We start from the raw sequence: 18,288 nt of genomic DNA on the forward strand, positions 1-18,288 counted from the left end.
GGGAATGTAACGCCGCGGCGCGGCGTCCGCGATTGGGTTCATATCCGAGTCGATCAGACCGGTCGGCCTGTTGCGGCTGCCCGCTTACACTGATGTGATTGCTCGGACCGCACCGACCCATGGCAGTTCAGGATGGGACGGGGGACTGATCTGCGTTCGGTCGTGCGGTGATAGCTCGACGAGAGGTGAATACGCTCGAATGGAAACTGCCCGCCGTTCTACACGTGGTAGTCGTCGCCGCAGGCCAGGTAGTCCCCTCTTCGGGCAGCTCCTCACTGCCGCGGTGGAGTCCGCGGCTGATGAGGTGGCGGTGCGTTTCGACCCCGCCAACGATCCCGAGACCGCCATCGAGCTGACCTACCGTCAGCTCGACGAGGACTCCTCGCGCCTGGCAAGGGAACTGATCGATCGGGGCATCGGCCCCGGCGACGTGGTGGCCATCGGTATCGCGCGGTCCGTCGCGTCGGTGCTCTCGGTGTGGGCGATCGCCAAGACCGGCGCGGCCTACGTGCCGGTGGATCCGAGCTATCCGCCGGACCGGATCGCGCACATCGTCTCCGACTCCGGAGCCGTGCTCGGCCTGACCACCAAGGCGCACCGGCGGGCCCTCGGCACCGGCGTCTACTGGATCGAGCTGGACGACCCTGTCGTGGCCGGGCGCATCCTGGACCGGGAAGAGTGGCCCATCACCTACGCCGACCGCGTGCGCGCCCTGAACGAGCAGCACCCGGCCTACGTCATCTACACCTCCGGATCGACCGGCAAGCCGAAGGGCGTCGTCGTCACGCACTCCGGCCTCGCCGGTCTGGTGGCCGCCGAGCGGGACCACTACGGGATCGACGGCGATTCGCGCGTGCTACACGTCTGCTCGCCGAACTTCGACGTGTCGGTGCTGGAACTGCTGCTGACCTTCTCGGCGGGCGCGACCCTGGTGATCGCGCCGCCGAAGGTGTTCGGCGGCTACGAGCTCGCGGATCTGCTGCGCCGCGAAGCCGTCACGCACATGCTGATCACGCCTGGCGCGCTGGAATCGGTGGACGCCACCGGTCTCGACGACCTGCGCGTCGTGGTGGTCGCGGGCGAGAAGTTCGGCCCGGAACTGGTCGCGCGCTGGGCCGACGGGACGCGCGAGTTCTACAACGGCTACGGCCCGACCGAGGCCACCATCCTCGCCACCAGCACCGCGCCGATGCTCCCCGACGAGCCGATCACGATCGGCTCGGCCATCCCCGGTGTCGGTGCGTTCGTGCTGGACACCCGGTTGCGTCCGGTGCCCGCCGGTGTCGTCGGCGAGCTGTACCTGTCCGGCCCCGCGCTTGCCCAGGGCTATCTGAACCGCGCAGGCCTCACCTCGGAACGCTTCGTCGCCAGCCCGTTCGGCGCGGAGACCGGACAGCTGGGCGCCCGGCTGTACCGCACCGGTGATCTGGTGCGCCGCAGCGAGACCGACGGCACCATCGAGTACCTGGGCCGCTCGGACTTCCAGGTGAAGATCCGCGGCCTGCGCATCGAGCTCGGCGAGATCGACAACGCGCTGACCTCGCACCAGGACGTCGATTTCGCCGCGACGCTCGGCCGGTCGCTGCCCTCGGGCGCGACGGCGCTGGTGTCGTACGTGCTGCCGCGGCCGGGCGCGACCGTCGACACCGACGCGCTCTCGGCGTTCGTCGGCCAGTCGCTGCCCGCCTACATGGTGCCCGCGGTGATCATGGTGCTGGACGAGATCCCGCTGACGCCGGTGGGCAAGCTGGATCGCAACGCGCTGCCCGAGCCCGTTTTCGAGGTCAAGGAGTACCGCGCGCCCGAGACCAGGACCGAGGAGATCGTCGCCGAGGTGTTCGCGGCCCTGCTGCTGCCGGACGACCCGGAGGCCCGCGTCGGCGCGGACGACGACTTCTTCGACCTGGGCGGCAACTCGCTGCTCGCCGCGCAGGCCATCGCGCGGATCGGCACCGCGCTCGGCGCGCGGGTGCCGATGCAGTTGCTCTTCGACGCCTCCACGGTGGCCGGTCTTGCCGCGCAGCTGGAGCAGCACGCGGGGTCGGCGCTCGGCCGCGCGCTGGAGCCGCAGCCGCGTCCGGAGCGGATTCCGCTGTCGTTCGCCCAGCAGCGCATGTGGTTCCTGAACCGCTTCGATCCGGCCAGCGGGGTCAACAACATTCCCGTCGCCGTCCGGCTGTCCGGCGCGCTCGATGTGACCGCGCTCGGCGCCGCGGTGCGGGACCTGGTGCAGCGGCACGAGGTGCTGCGCACGGTCTACCCCGAATTCGACGGCGCCGGATACCAGCTCGTGCTGCCCGCCGACGATCCGCGCGCGCTGCCGGAACTGGTCGCCGAACCCGCCACCGAGGCGGCGGTGTTCGACCTGGTCGCGGCCGCCGTGACCGAGGGTTTCGACGTGACCGCGGCCGCGCCGATCCGGTTGCGCCTGCTGGCGTTGAGCCAGACCGAGCACGTGCTGGTGTGCGTGGTGCACCACATCGCCGGTGACGGTTTCTCGATGGGCCCGCTGACTCGCGACCTGATGACCGCCTACGCGGACCGCGCCGCGGGACGCGCGCCGCAGCCGGCTCCGCTCGCGGTGCAGTACGCCGACTTCACGCTGTGGCAGCGCGAGGTGCTCGGCGACGAGGACGACCCCGAATCGGTGCTCGCGCAGCAGATCGACTTCTGGCGCGCGGAATTGGCCGGGCTGCCCGAACAATTGGAGCTGCCCACCGACCGCCCGCGTCCCTCGGTCGCCTCGTACCGCGGTGACGTGCTGCGCTTCGAGGTCGACGCCGACGTGCACGCCGCGCTCGGCGAGGTGGCCAAGCGCCACCATTCGACGCTGTTCATGGTGGTGCACACCGCGTTGGCGGTGCTGCTGGCCCGCCTCTCCGGCACCAGGGACATCGCGATCGGCACGCCGGTCGCCGGCCGCGGTGACGCCGCGCTCGACGATCTGATCGGCATGTTCGTCAATACGCTGGTGCTGCGCAACGACGTCGACCCGGCCGCAACCGTCGACCAGCTGCTCGACGCGGTCCGCCACGGCGACCTGGCCGCCTTCGGCCACGCCGACCTGCCGTTCGAGCGACTTGTCGAACTGCTCGACCCAGTGCGCTCGGCGGCGCGTCACCCGCTGTTCCAGGTGATGCTGACCTTCCAGAACCTGGCGCGGACCGAATTGGAGCTGCCCGGCCTGACGGTGTCCGGCGTGGACATGGCGGTGCCGCTGGCCAAGTTCGACCTCCAGCTGTCGCTGGCGGAACAGCTCGACCTCACCGGTGCCCCCGCGGGCATCTCGGCCGAGATCACCTACGCCACCGACCTTTTCGACGCCGCGACGATCCGCGGGTTCGCCGACCGCTTCGGGCTGATCCTGGCCGCGATCGCGGGCGATCCCACCGCCGTGATCGGCGACATCGATCTGCTCACCGCCGACGAGCGCGCCGCGGTGCTCACCGGATGGAACGACACCGCACGCCCGGTGCCCGCCGCCACGCTTGTCTCGCTGTTCGAGCGCCAGCGCGCCGCGACTTCGTACGCGACGGCGCTGGTGTTCGAGGACGAACGACTGACCTACGCGGAGTTCGGCGCGCGGGTGCACCGCATGGCCCGGCGGCTGCTCGCCGACGGCGTCGGCCCCGGTTCGCTTGTGGCGCTGGCGATCCGGCGTTCGACCGAGTTGGTCGTCGCGATGTACGCGGTGCTGGAGGCGGGCGCGGGCTACGTTCCGCTCGACCCGGACCAGCCCGCCGAGCGGGTGGACTACGTCCTGGAGACGGCCAGGCCCGCCCTCGTGCTCACTACCGAGCGCGACGATTTCACCACGACCGCCGCGCCCGTGCTCGCGGTGGACACGCTCGACCTGAACGGCTTCGAGTCCGCGCCGGTCTCGGATTTCGAACGGGTGCGGCCGATTCGGCCGGGCGACACCGCCTATGTGATCTTCACGTCGGGCTCCACCGGCCGCCCCAAGGGCGTCGCCGTCACGCACGGCGCGATCGTGAACCGCCTGCTGTGGATGCAGCACGAGTACCCGCTCGGCGCGGACGACGTGGTGTTGCAGAAGACGCCAGCGACGTTCGACGTGTCGGTGTGGGAGTTCTTCTGGCCCTTGCAGGTCGGCGCGCGGTTGGTCGTGGCGAAGCCGGACGGCCATCGCGATCCGGTGTATCTGGCTACGGTGATGGCCGAACAGAACGTCACTACAGCGCATTTCGTGCCGTCGATGCTGTCGGTGTTCGTCTCGACGCTGGGCGACGGCGCCGCGGTGCCCGCGCTGCGTCAGGTGTTCGCCTCGGGTGAGGCGTTGCCCGCGCCGACGGCGCACCGGTTGCGCGAGTTGACCGGTGCACGATTGCACAATCTCTACGGGCCGACCGAGGCCGCGGTCGACGTCACGTACCACGAGGTCGTCGACGCCGACGAGGCGTCGGTGCCGATCGGTCGCCCGGTGTGGAATACCCAGCTCTACGTGCTGGATTCGCGGCTGCATCCGGTCGCACCTGGTGTCGCGGGTGAACTGTATCTCGCGGGCGACCAGCTGGCCTTGGGTTACCTGGGCCGCAGTGACCTGACCTCCGACCGTTTCGTGGCGAATCCCCACGGCCCGGCCGGTTCCCGGATGTACCGGACCGGCGACCTGGTCAAATGGCTGCCCCCATCGCGGAGCGATTCGTTGGGCAGCGGTGGCCGGGCGACGGGTGGGCCTGCCGCTGGTGAGTTGGAGTACTTGGGCCGCACCGACTTCCAGGTGAAGTTGCGTGGTCTGCGTATCGAGCTGGGCGAGATCGAGGCGGCGCTGCTGGCGCAGCCGGGTGTCGCGCAGTCGGTGGTTGTGTTGCGCTCGGACGCGCACGCCGGTGATCAGCTCGTGGGTTATGTTGTGCCCGAGCCGGTTTCGTCGCTCGATGCCGAAGCCGTGCGCAAGGAGCTCGGGGCGGTGCTGCCCGGCTACATGGTGCCGGCGGCGCTGGTCGTGCTGGACGCCTTCCCGCTGAACCCCAGCGGCAAGCTGGATCGCAAGATGCTGCCCGCGCCCGTGTTCGGCGGCGGCGCCGAGTTCCGTGCGCCGAGCACGCCCATCGAGCAGGCCGTCGCCGAGGTGTTCGCCGCGCTGCTCGGCGCGAACGAGGTCGGCCTCGACGACGACTTCTTCGCCCTCGGCGGCAACTCGCTGCTCGCCACCAGGGTGGTGGCCAGGCTGAACGCGGCGCTGGACGCGAACATCGAGGTCCGCGAGATCTTCGAGGCCCCGACCGTGGCCGCGCTCGCCGCGCGCGTCGTGCCGGGCGAGTCCGGTGACGCCCGTCCGCCGCTGGTGCCCGCCGTCCGTCCGGAGCTGGTGCCGCTTTCGCTGGCCCAGCAGCGCATCTGGGTGCTCAACCAGATCGATCCGGATTCGGCCGCCTACAACATCCCGTTCGCCATCACGCTCGCGGGCAGGCTCGACGTGGCCGCGCTCCAGCAGGCCGTGCTCGACGTGCTGGAGCGGCACGAGGCGCTGCGCACCCGCTACCCGGCGGCGGCCGTCGGCGAGCTGCCGTACCAGGAGATCCTGACCGTCGCGGACGCGCTGCCCGGCGGGCTCGCGGTGGAACAGCCGACCGACATCATGGGCCGGGTCGTGGAACTGATGTCGGGTGGCTTCGACGTCACCGCACAGCCTCCGGTGCGGATCGCGCTGCTCAACGGCGGCGTCGCGGACAAGCACCTGCTCGTCCTCGTTGCCCACCACATCGCCGCCGACGGCGCCTCGCTGGCGCCGCTGGCCCGCGACCTGATGACCGCCTACATCGCCCGCACCGAGGGCGAGGCGCCGGGCTGGGCGCCGCTGACCGTGCAGTACGCCGACTACGCGCTGTGGCAGCGCGAGGTCGTCGGCGTCGTGGACGACGCGGATTCCGTCGCCGCGCGCCAGCTGGCGTACTGGACCGAACAGCTCGCGGGCCTCACCGGCGCCGCGGCGCTGCCGCAGGACCGCCCGCACCCGCCCGTGCCGTCGATGCGCGGAGCCTCGGTCGGCTTCCGGCTGCCCGCCGAGGTGCACGGTGAGCTCGCTCGCCTTGCGCGGGAACAGAACTCGTCGCTGTTCATGGTGCTGCACGCGGTGCTCGCCGTGCTGCTCGCGCGCCTCACCGGCGACTCCGATGTCGCCATCGGCACCCCGATCGCGGGCCGCGGCGACCGCGCGCTCGACGACTTGGTCGGCATGTTCGTCAACACGCTGACGCTGCGCACGACGGTCGATCCGGACGCCACCTTCGCCGAGCTGGTCCAGGCGGCGCGGGAGACCGACCTGACGGCATTCGCCAACGCGGACATCCCGTTCGAGCGTGTGGTCGAGACCGTCGCGCCCGGCCGCGCCAGCGCGAACAATCCACTGTTCCAAGCGGTTCTGGCCTTCCAGAACCTGGAGCGCCCGACGCTGGAGCTACCCGGTCTGACCGTCGGCGTGCTGGACTCGGAGTCCATCGCGGCGAAGTTCGACCTGCTGCTGAACGTCGAACCGCGCCACCGCGAGGACGGCTCGCCCGCCGAGCTCGCGGCCGTCTTCACCTACGCCACCGACATCTTCGACGAGGCGACCGTGCGCTCGTTCGCGCGTCGCCTGGCGATGGTGGCCAGCGCGGTCGCCGCCGACCCGCAGCAGCGCGTCGGCGCGCTCGACCTGCTCGAGCCCGTCGAGCGAGACCGGCTGCGCCCCAACCGTATTCCGGTGTCGCGCGAGATCACGCTGCCGCAGCTGCTGCGCAACGCCGTGCAGGCCAACCCGAACGGCATCGCGGTCGTGGTGGCCGACGCCGCCGAGCGGTACGCCCGGCTCTCCTACGCCGAACTGGATCTGCGCTCGACGCTGCTGGCGCGGCTGCTCATCGACCGCGGCATCGGCCCGGACGACGTGGTCGCCGTCGGCATTCCACGTTCGGTGGAATCGGTGCTCGCGGTGTGGGCGGTGGCCAAGACCGGCGCCGCGTTCGTGCCGGTGGACACCAACTACCCGGCCGAACGCATCGGCCACATGGTCAAGGACTCGGGCGCGGTGCTCGGCCTGACGGTCTCCGACGCGCAGCGCGCGCTGCCAGGGCTGGTCGAATGGCTGCTGCTCGACGACATCGAATTCGTCAGCGGGCTGGCGGTGTACTCGGCCACGCCGATCACCGACGCGGACCGGGTGCGGCCGCTGCGGCCCGCGCATCCGGCCTACGTGATCTACACCTCCGGATCGACCGGCACCCCGAAGGGCGTCGTCGTCACCCACGCCGGTCTCTCGGGCTTCTGCGACGAACAGCGGCAACGCTATCGGGTGACCCCCGATTCGCGGACGCTGCACTTCGCGTCCCCGTCCTTCGACGCCTCGGTGCTCGAACTGCTGCTCGCGGTGGGCGGGGCGGCGACCATGATCGTCGCCGCGCCGGAGGTCTACGGCGGCGCGGGTCTGGCGGAGCTGTTGCGGCGCGAGCGGGTGACGCATGCCTTCGTGACGCCCGCCGCGCTCGCGTCCATGAACCCGGCCGGTCTGGACGAACTGCGCGTGCTCATCACCGGTGGCGAGGCGTGCCCGCCGGAATTGGTGCGGCGCTGGGTGATTCCCGTCGGCCACGGCATGCGGCAGTTCTTCAACGCCTACGGTCCGACCGAGGCGACGGTCATGACCAACGTGACCTCCTCGATGACGCCGGACCTGCCGGTGACCATCGGCGCGCCGATCCGCGGCGTCGCCGCGTACGTGCTCGACGAGCGGATGCGTCCTGTACCGACCGGGGTGGCCGGTGAGCTGTACGTCTCCGGCGCGCAGCTGGCACGCGGTTACGGCGGCCAGTCCGGCCTGACGGCGAGCCGCTTCGTCGCTGACTCGTTCACCGCGGACGGCTCGCGGATGTACCGCACCGGCGACCTGGTGCGCTGGACCCCGAAGGGCGATCTGGAGTACCTGGGCCGCAACGACTTCCAGGTCAAGGTGCGCGGCTTCCGCATCGAGCTCGGCGAGATCGACGCGGTGCTCGCCGCGCACGAGAGCGTGGACTTCGCGGTCACCGTCGGCCACGAACTCGACAGCGGCACTACGATTCTCGCCTCCTACGTGCACGCAGCGCCCGGCGCGCTGGTGGATGTCGCGACGCTCACCGCGTTCGCCGAGGAGACGCTGCCGCGCCACATGGTGCCGACCGCCGTCACCGTGCTCGACGAGATCCCGCTGACCCCGGCGGGCAAGCTGGACCGGCGCGCGCTGCCCGCACCGCAATTGCAGGTCACGGAGTTCCGCGCACCGAGCGGTCCGCTCGAGGAGCTCATCGCCGACCTGTTCGGTGAGGCGCTCGGCTCGGAGGAGCCGATCGGCGCGGACGACGACTTCTTCGCGCTCGGCGGCAATTCGCTGATCGCCACCCAGGTGATGGCTCGCCTCGGCAGCGCGCTCGGCGGTCGTCTCGAGGTGCGCGAACTGTTCAACGCATCCACCGTGGCGGGCCTCGCCGCGCGGTTGGCGCAGAACACGGCGGCACCGGCGCGGCCCGCGCTGGTCGCCGGTCCGCGGCCGGAGATCATTCCGCTCTCGCCGGCGCAGCGGCGCTACTGGTTCCTCAACCAGTTCGACACCGCCGCGTCGGCCGTCGACAACATCCCGCTCGCGGTGCGGCTCATCGGCGCGCTCGACGTCGACGCGCTCGGCCAGGCGATCGCCGACGTGGTCGCCCGGCACGAAGTGCTGCGCACCACCTACCCGGGATCGGACGAGGCGCCCCGCCAGCTGATCCATCCCGCGTCCGAGCTGCCCGCCGAACTGGTCCCGGTCGACATCCCCGAGGGCGAGTTGCACTCCGCGGTGGTCGATTTCGCGCTGACCACGTTCGACGTGACGGCCGAGGTCCCGTTCGCCGTGACGCTGTTCCGGCTGGCGCCCACCGAGCATGTGCTCGCGATCGTGGTGCACCACGTGGCCGCGGACGGCGCGTCGATGAACCCGCTGGCCCGCGACGTCATGACGGCGTACGCGGCAAGGGCCGCCGGCGCGGTCCCGGTGTTCGCGCCGCTGCCGCTGCAGTACGCCGACTACGCGCTGTGGCACGACGCGGTGCTCGGCTCCGAGGACGACCCGGAATCCATTGCCGCCCAGCAGATCTCCTATTGGCGGACGGCGCTGGCCGGGCTGCCCGATCAGCTGGAGCTGCCCGCCGACCGCCAGCGTCCACCGGTGCAGTCCTTCCGCGGCGCCGCGTTGCGCACCGTGATCTCGGCGGACCGGCACGCCGCGCTGCAAGAGCTGGCGCGGGCCAACCACGCCTCGCTGTTCATGGTGGTGCACGCGGCGCTCGCGGTGCTGCTCGCGCGGCTGTCCGGCACCGACGACATCGCCGTCGGCACCCCGCTCGCGGGCCGCGGCGAACGCGAACTCGACGATCTGATCGGCATGTTCGTCAACACCGTGGTGTTCCGCACCAGGGTGCGCCCCGGCGAGCGGTTCGCCGACCTGCTCACCGAGGTGCGCGAACGCGACCTGGAGGCGTTCGCCAACGCGGACGTGCCGTTCGAGCGGCTGGTCGAGGTGCTGAACCCGGCGCGGTCGACGGCGCGCAATCCGCTGTTCCAGATCGGCCTGTCGTTCCAGAACCTCGCCGAGACCACCTTCGAGCTGCCCGGATTGACGGTCGGCGCGGTGGATTTCGACGCCAGGCTGGCCAAGACCGATCTGCAGCTGACGGTGACCGACCGCTACGCCCCCGACGGCGCACCCGCCGAGCTGGTGGCCGACTTCAGCTACGCCACCGACCTGTTCGACGAGGACACCGTGCGTGGCTTCGCGGGCCGGTTCGAGCGGGTGCTGGACGCCGTGATCGCCGACGCCGCCGTGTCGGTGGGCGAGATCGATCTGCTCTCCGCCGAGGAGAACGAGCGAATCCTGCGGTCCTGGAACGACACCGCGCGCTCGGTGGACGCCAGGGCGACCCTGGTGTCGCTGCTCGACGCGACCGTGGCCGGTTGGCCACAGGCCCCCGCGCTCGTCGCCGACACCGCCGCGGGCCTGCTCGAGCTGACCTACGCCGAGCTGGATGCTCGGGTGAACCGGTTGGCGCGGTACCTGATCGGTCGCGGTGTGCGTCCGGAGGATCGGGTGGCGTTGGCGATTCGCCGGTCGGCGGATCTGGTGATCGCGATGTACGCGGTCGCCAAGGCCGGTGCGGCGTATGTGCCGATCGACCCGGCCCAGCCTGCCGAGCGGGTGGACTACATCCTGAACACCGCCGCGCCGCGCTGCGTGCTGACCACCGCGGCCGAAGGTTTCGCCAGCGCCGCCGCGGAGACGGTGTCGCTCGAAACGCTCGACCTGACCGCCTACTCGTCCGCGCCGATCGCGGCGCGCGAGCGCAATGGCGTTCTGGTCGCGGCGAATACGGCGTATGTGATCTTCACGTCGGGTTCGACGGGTCAGCCCAAGGGTGTGGCGGTGCCGCACGGGGCGATCGTGAACCAGTTGCTGTGGAAGACAGCGGAATTCGATCTCGACAGCGAGAACGTGGTGCTGCTGAAGACGGCGGCGACCTTCGACCTGTCGGTGTGGGAGTTCTGGTCGGCCGCGGTCAGTGGTGGCCGCCTGGTGGTGGCGACCGCAGACGGTCACCGTGATCCGGCGTACCTGAACGGGTTGATGCGTTCGACCGGTGTGACCACGTTGCACGTGGTTCCGTCGATGCTGGACGCGCTGCTCACCGAATCCGAAGGGCGGCTTCCCGAATCGCTGCGCCGGGTGCTCGCGATCGGTGAGGCGCTGCCCGCCGCGCTGGCCAAGCGGGTCCGCGCCGGCGGCACCGAGCTGTTCAACCTGTACGGCCCGACCGAGGCGGCGGTGTCGATCACCAACCATCCGGTCACCGATGCCGACGCGGGCTCCGTCCCGATCGGCGTGCCGGAGTGGAACAGCCGCGTCTACGTGCTGGACGCCATGCTGCGTCCCGTCCCGGTCGGCGTGCCCGGCGAGTTGTACCTGGCCGGTGCGCAATTGGCGCGCGGCTACTTCGCGCGGCCCGGTCTCACCGCCGACCGCTTCGTCGCTGACCCGATCGCCGCGGCGGTCTCGGGCGAGCCGGGTGCGCGCATGTACCGCACCGGCGACCTGGTGGTCTGGAACGTCGACGGCGAGCTGGAGTACCGGGGCCGCACCGACTTCCAGGTGAAGGTCCGCGGCTTCCGCATCGAGCTCGGCGAGATCGACTCCGCGCTGACCGCGCAGCCAGGCGTCGACTTCGCGATCACCGTCGGACGCGAAACCAGTGCACGCGCGATGACGCTCGTCTCCTACGTGGTGCCGGTGAAGGGCACGCGACTCGACCCCGACGCGCTCGTCGCGCAGCTCGGCCAGCAGCTGCCCGAGTACATGGTGCCCGCGGCCGTCGTCGTGCTCGACGAACTGCCGCTCACCTCGGTCGGCAAGGTGGACCGGTCGGCGCTGCCCGAGCCGGTGCTGCCGACCCGCGAATACCGCGCACCGCGCACGGCGGAGGAAGAGGTCGTCGCCTCGGTCATCGGCGAGGTGCTCGGCATCGAGCGCGTCGGCGCGGACGACGACTTCTTCGCCCTCGGCGGCGACAGCATCGTGTCCATCCAGGTGGTGGCACGGGCGCGCGCCAGGGGCGTGCTGTTCACCCCGCGCCACGTCTTCGAGGCCCGCACAGTGGCGGCGCTGGCCGCGATCGCCACCTCGGCGTCGACGGCCGCGGAGGAGCAGACCGGCGAGCTGCCGCTCACGCCGGAGGCCGCTCGACTGCTCGCGGCCAGGCCCGACGGTGTCGAGGTGCGCGCGATCGTGCTCGACGTGCCCGCCGACCGCCCGGTGCCGATGGTGCGGGCCGCGATCGACGCGGTGCTGCAACAGAACCCGATGCTGTGGGTGCAGCTGCGCCCGGCGGCCGACGGCGTCCCCGCCGCCTTCGATCTGCCCGCCGCGCCGATGCCGACCGACCAGCCGTTCTATCTGCTGGAGGACACCGCGGCCGCCGCCGTCCCGCTCGACGACGTGGTGCAGGCCGCCGCCGCGGCGCTGGACCCGACGCAGGGGCGCAACATCCGGTTCGTCCGGATGGGTCCGGACACGGCCGCGCAGCTGGTCGTCGTCGCCAACGGCCTTGTGGTGGACGACCTCTCGTGGCGCACGGTCATCGATCAGCTCACCGCGGGCTGGTCGCGACACCGTCACGCCGCACCGGACGCGAACGAATCAGGTCTCGGCACGGTGCTGCGATCCCTTGCCGCGAAGGCCGAGGACCCGGCAACCGTGGCCGAACTCGCCTGGTGGCAGCGGACATTGGCCGATGCGATCACGGAACAGCCTGCGGGAGCTGATCTTTCGATCCGGTCGCGGGTGTCGCTCACCATCACCTCCGAAGGCGCTGCCGCGGTGACCACGATGGCGCAGGCCTACCACGCCACCGTCGAGGAGGTGCTGCTCACCGCGCTGGCCATCGCACTGCGCACGGCCGAGAAGGAGAACTTCGCGCGCGCCGCGGGTTCGGTGGTCCGGCTCACCGCGGACGCACGCGACCGAGCGCATTCGGACCTGGTCGGCGGTTTCACCACCGACTACCCGCTGCCGCTGCGGCTCTCCGGCGTCGACATCGCCGACGCACTGGTCGGCGGTCCGGCCGCGGGCGCCGCGCTGGGCCAGATCAAGGAGCTGCGCCGCGCGGTGCCTTCCGGCGGCGTCGGCTACGGCCTGCTGCGCTACCTGAACGGCGCGGCGGAACTGCCGGGAGCGGGCCTGATCCGGCTGCGCTACCGCGACCTTCGTCCGGCGAAGATGCACACCGATGCGGCGGCCGAGGACCTGCTGCTCGACATCGTGGTGGAGACAACCCGCGAAGGGCTGCGCGCCAGGTTCGACTTCGCCGCGGCCGCGTGCGGCGCCGACGACGTGAAAACCTTTGCCGAGCACTGGGTCCGGGCCCTCGGCGGGCTCGCCGAACACGCCCTTCGTCCCGGCGCGGGCGGCTACACGCCGTCGGACTTCCCGCTGGTGCGGCTCACCCAATCCGATCTGGACCGGTTCGGCGGCGCGTACCCGGAACTGGGCGACGTCTGGCCGATGACGCCGTTGCAGTCGGGCATGCTCTTCCACGCGCAGCTCGCCGACGCCTCGATCGACGCGTACATGCTGCAGTTCGTGCTGGATCTCGACGGCAGGGTGAGCGCGGACCGGTTGCACTCCGCCGCCAAGGCGCTGGTGGACCGGCACGCGAATTTGCGGGTCGCTTTCGCCGACACCGGCGACGGCCGCGCGGTGCAGGTGGTGCCGGATTCGGTCGCGGTGCCGTGGCGTCAGATCGCGCTCGACCACCTCGATCCGGCCGTCGCCGCGAGCGAGGCCGAGCGGATCAAGGCCGCCGACATGGCGCAGCACTTCGACATGCGGACCGCGCCGCTGCTGCGCTTCACGCTGCTGCGCACGGCCACCGATCGGTTCCACCTGATCGTGACCAGCCACCACATCCTGCTGGACGGCTGGTCGGTGCCGCTGCTGATGCGTGAGCTGCTGACCATCTACGCGCTCGGCGTCCGCTCCCGTCATCTGCCGAAGGTCAGGCCGTACCGCGACTACCTCGAGTGGCTGGTCGCGCAGGATCAGGACGCGGCCAGGCAGGCGTGGCGCTCGGCGCTCGCGGGTATCACCGAGCCGACGCCGCTCGCGGTCGCGGCCAACCGCGAGATCTCCGCGGGCATCGGCGAGGTCGACTTCGTCTTCTCGCCGGATCAGACCGCGGCGCTGACCGGCGCCGCGGCGCGCGCAGGCGTCACGGTGAACACCGTGGTGCAGGCCGCGTGGGCGCTGCTCATCGGACGCCTCACCGACCGCGACGACGTGGTCTTCGGCGCGACCGTCTCCGGCAGGCCCGCCGAGCTGGACGGCGTGGAGACCATGGTCGGCCTGTTCCTCAACGCCATTCCGGTGCGGGTGCGCCTCGGCGCGGCGCAGACGGTGGCCGAGCTGCTGCGCACGTTGCAGGGCGAGCAGGCCGCGCTGCTGGACTACCACTACCTCGGCCTGAGCGAGATCCAGGACGCCATCGGCGTGGACGGGCTGTTCGACTCGCTGGTGGTGTTCGAGTCCTACCCCGTGGACCGGGAGGGACTGCGACGCGCCAGCGCGATCGACGGCATGAGCGTCAGCGGCGTGCATGTCGCCGACGGCACGCACTACCCGGTGTCGGTCATCGTGGCGCTCGGCGAGCAGCTGCACGTCGAGATCAAGTACCTGCGCGATCTGTTCGACGAGGCCGCGGCGCGCACGCTCGCCGACCGGCTCGCCATGCTGATCGGCGCGTTCGTCGCCGAGCCGCGCGCCAGGATCGGAGAGCTCGACGCGCTGCTGGCTCGGGAGCGCACCGCGCTCGCCACCCGCAACGCCACCGAAGTGCCCGAGCTGCTGGACGATTCGACGCTGCTCTCGCTGTTCGATACCCAGGTCGCGCGCACCCCGTACGCGACGGCGCTGATCTTCGGCAGCGCCCGGCTCAGCTACGCCGAGCTCGACGCCAGGTCGCGGCGGCTCGCGCGGGAGCTGGCCGCGCGCGGCGTCGGACCGGAATCGCTGGTGGCCGTGGCGATGCGGCGCAGCGTGGACCTGGTGGTCGCGATCTACGCCGTGCTGCGCGCGGGCGGCGCGTACGTGCCGGTCGATCCGGATCATCCGGTCGAGCGCAGCGAGTACGTGCTGGCCGGCGCCGCACCGGTGTGCGTATTGACCACGGCGCGTACCGGATTCGGCACGGCAACCGGCGTTCCGGTGATCGCGGTGGACACGCTGGAGTTCTCCGCGTCCGAGGGCGTCGCTTTGCCGGCGGACGTGCGGGCCGACAACGTCGCCTACGTCATCTACACCTCCGGTTCGACCGGCCGCCCGAAGGGCGTGGCGATCACGCACCGGCAGATGGCCAACCAGTTCCGCTGGGCCCAGCGGACGTACCCGCACGACGGCTCCGACGTGGTGCTGCACAAGACGCCGATCACCTTCGACATCTCGACGTGGGAGTTGTTCTGGCCCTTGCAGACCGGCGCCGCCGTGCTGATCGCCGAGCCCGACGGTCATCGCGACCCGGCCTACCTGGCGCGCGTCATCGCCGAATACGGCATCAGCACGGTGCATTTCGTGCCGTCCATGCTGGACGCCTTCCTGGACGGCACGGACGAGCACACCGAGTACCCTGCGCTGCGGCGCGTGTTCGCGGCCGGTGAGGCGCTCTCGGCGGAAACGGCCGAGGCCTTCGCCGCCGCGCTGCCCTCGGCCGAGCTGGTGAACTGGTATGGCCCCGCCGAGGCGACGGTCGTCACCGCGCACCCCGGCCGGGCCGACCGCGGTACCGCGGTGCCGATCGGCACGCCGGTGGCCAACACCAAGGCGCTCGTGCTCGACCGCCAGCTGCGCCCGGTGCCGCTCGGCGCGGCGGGCGAACTGTACGTCGCGGGCGTGCAATTGGCCCGCGGCTACCACGGCGCCCCCGCGCTCACCGCGGAGCGCTTCGTCGCGTATGAGGACGGCCGACGGCTGTACCGCACCGGTGACGTGGTGCGCTGGCGTGCCGAGGGCGACGGTCCGGCGCTGGAATACCTGGGCCGCACCGACTTCCAGGTCAAGCTGCGCGGCCAGCGCGTCGAGCTCGGCGAGATCGAGGCCGTGCTAGCCGATCACGACGAGGTGCGCCACGTCGCGGTCTCGCTGGTGCGGCAGTCCGCGGGCGACCGGCTGGTGGCCTACGTCGTTCCGGTGCCCGGCTCCGCGGTGGACGTCGACGACCTGCTCGCGCACGCGCGCGCCGCGCTGCCCGCGTACATGGTCCCGTCGGCGATCGTGCCGCTCACGGCGATGCCGCTCAACGCGAGCGGCAAGCTGGACCGCAGGGCGCTGCCGGAGCCCGAGCTCGCGGCCCGCGACTACCGCGCACCGGTGGCACCGATGGAGCAGGCCGTCGCCGCGGTCTTCACCGAGGTATTGGGCGTGGACACCGTCGGCGCCGACGACGACTTCTTCGATCTCGGCGGCAACTCGCTCGTCGCGACCCGCGTTGTCGGCAGGCTGCGCGCGCTCACCGGCGCCGAGGTGCGGGTGCAGTGGTTCTTCACCGACTCCACCGTCGCCGCGCTGGCCGCCAAGATCAGCACCGCGCAGGAGAACGGCGTCGACTACGCGGCCGATTCGGCCGCCGCGCTCGGCCCGCTGCTGCCGATCCGCGGCACGGGCGCGGCCGAGCCGCTGTTCTGCTTCTATCCGATGGCCGGATTGTCGTGGAGCTACGCGGGTCTGGTGCCGCACGTGGACCGGTCGCGTCCGATCATCGGACTCCAGTCGCCCGCGCTCTCCGAGGACGACTACCTGCCCGAGTCGCTGGACGCGATGGCGGCGCGCTGCCTGGCCGAGATCCGCTCGGTCCAGCCGCAGGGCCCGTACCACCTGCTCGGCTGGTCGCTCGGCGGCATCTTGGCGCACGCGGTCGCGGTCCGGCTGCAGGCGGCGGGGGAGCGGGTGGCGCTGCTCGCCATGCTGGACAGCCACCACGACATCGGCGTCGCGGATTTCCGCACGGCGCTGCGCGGTGCGCTCGCCGAGATCGGCATCGGCGCCGACGACCTGCTCGGCGACGGCGACGTGCACGATCTCAGCGACGCTTCGCTCGCCGCGCTGCACGCGACCATCCCGCCGGAGCTGGCCGTGCTGACGCAGGAACGGCTGCGCCGCATCTACCGCAGCGCGGTGCGCTCGGCGGAATTGATCGCCCAGCACCGGCCCGGCGTGTTCCGGGGCAGGCTGGAGTACTTCAGTGCGCGGATCCTCGGCGAGAACCTGGTGCACGGCATCGACCCGGCGACCTCGGCGAACAAGTGGCAACCGTTCGTCGACGGCGTCGTCGCCGATCACCCGATTCAGGCAACGCACGACCAGATGACCTCCCCGGAGGCGCTCGCCGAGATCGGCCCGAGACTTTCGTCACGGCTCCCAGGGGCCGGTGAGGATCGCAATTCGGCTGGTCGGGCATGATGAGGCAACGGCAAGGTAACAAAGATCCCTGGTCTGACGACTACACAGGCCGTATGGTCGGGCGTGGCGCCAACCGCGCGAACATCCGGCGGCCAGGGGAAGCCCATCCGTGATCCCGATACGAAGTGAAGGTGCGAAATTGATACGTCGACACAACCGGCGCCGTGGCACGCGTGCCGCGGCGATGATCGCGACCGCTGCGGTGTTCGCGGGACTCGTGTCCGGACTCGGCGCATCCTCGGCTACGGCTGACCCGATCATCGACTCGAAGGCGCTGCTGGCCAACCCGACCTCCTCCGACGGTTCGAAGATCGTCAAGGCTGAGGTCAAGGATTCCCGCAACATCCGGCTGCACGTGTACTCGGCCGCGATGGACGAGAACATCCTCATCGACGTGCAGCGTCCGGCCGACGCGTCGGTGCCGCGGCCGACCCTGTACCTGCTCAACGGCGCGGGCGGCGGCGAGGACGACGCCTCGTGGGTGGCCCGCTCGGAAGCGCTGGAGTTCTTGAAGGACAAGAACGTCAACGTGATCCAGCCGATCGGCGGCAAGTGGAGCTACTACACCGACTGGATCGAGGACGACCCGACGCTTGGCCGCAACAAGTGGACGACGTTCTTCACCGAGGAGCTGCCGCCGCTGGTCGACGGCGCGCTCGGCACCAACGGCGTGAACGCCATCGCGGGCCTGTCCACCTCGGGCACCACCGTGCTCGCGCTTCCGATCGCCAAGCCCGGCCTGTACAAGGCGGCCGCGGCCTACAGCGGTTGCGCGCAGACCAGTGACCCGGTCGGCTCCGAGTTCGTGAAGCTCACCGTCGAGACCTGGGGCGGCGGCGACACCGAGAACATGTGGGGCCCGATGGGCTCGGAGGCGTGGGTCAAGAACGATCCGTACGTGAACGCCGAAGGCCTGCGCGGTCTCGAGCTCTACATTTCCACCGGCACCGGTCTTCCCGGCCAGCACGACACGCTGAACGGCGAGTACGCGCTGCCCGGCGCCTACGGTCTTGCCAACCAGATCCTGATCGGCGGCGTCATCGAGGCGGGCACCAACTACTGCACGCACAACCTGCAGACCCGCCTGAACGAGCTGGGCATCCCGGCGACCTTCAACTTCCGTCCGGACGGCACCCACTCGTGGGGCTACTGGAACGACGAGTTCCCGCGGTCGTGGCCGGTCCTGGCCAAGGGCCTCGGTCTCTGAGCCCGCCCGATTCTCCCTCGACCGCCCCGGTCACACACTCGGTGTGACCGGGGCGGTCGTTTGTGCGGGATGA

At 71.0% G+C, this 18,288-nt stretch carries 2 protein-coding genes; both read left to right on the forward strand.

Going from position 1 to position 18,288, the window contains the following annotated elements:
• Positions 1 to 283 precede the first annotated feature (283 nt).
• Positions 284 to 17,008 (forward strand): amino acid adenylation domain-containing protein, encoded by a 16,725-nt coding sequence (locus AB0H50_RS22420; protein ID WP_357455792.1) that lies wholly within the window; start codon positions 284 to 286, stop codon positions 17,006 to 17,008.
• Positions 17,009 to 17,192: 184 nt separating this feature from the next.
• On the forward strand, positions 17,193 to 18,215 hold the full coding sequence (locus AB0H50_RS22425; protein ID WP_357455796.1) for an alpha/beta hydrolase family protein: 1,023 nt from the start codon (positions 17,193 to 17,195) through the stop codon (positions 18,213 to 18,215).
• Positions 18,216 to 18,288 lie beyond the last annotated feature (73 nt).

The organism is Nocardia sp. NPDC050793, assembly GCF_040654065.1.
In the GTDB taxonomy this organism is placed as follows: Bacteria; Actinomycetota; Actinomycetes; order Mycobacteriales; family Mycobacteriaceae; genus Nocardia.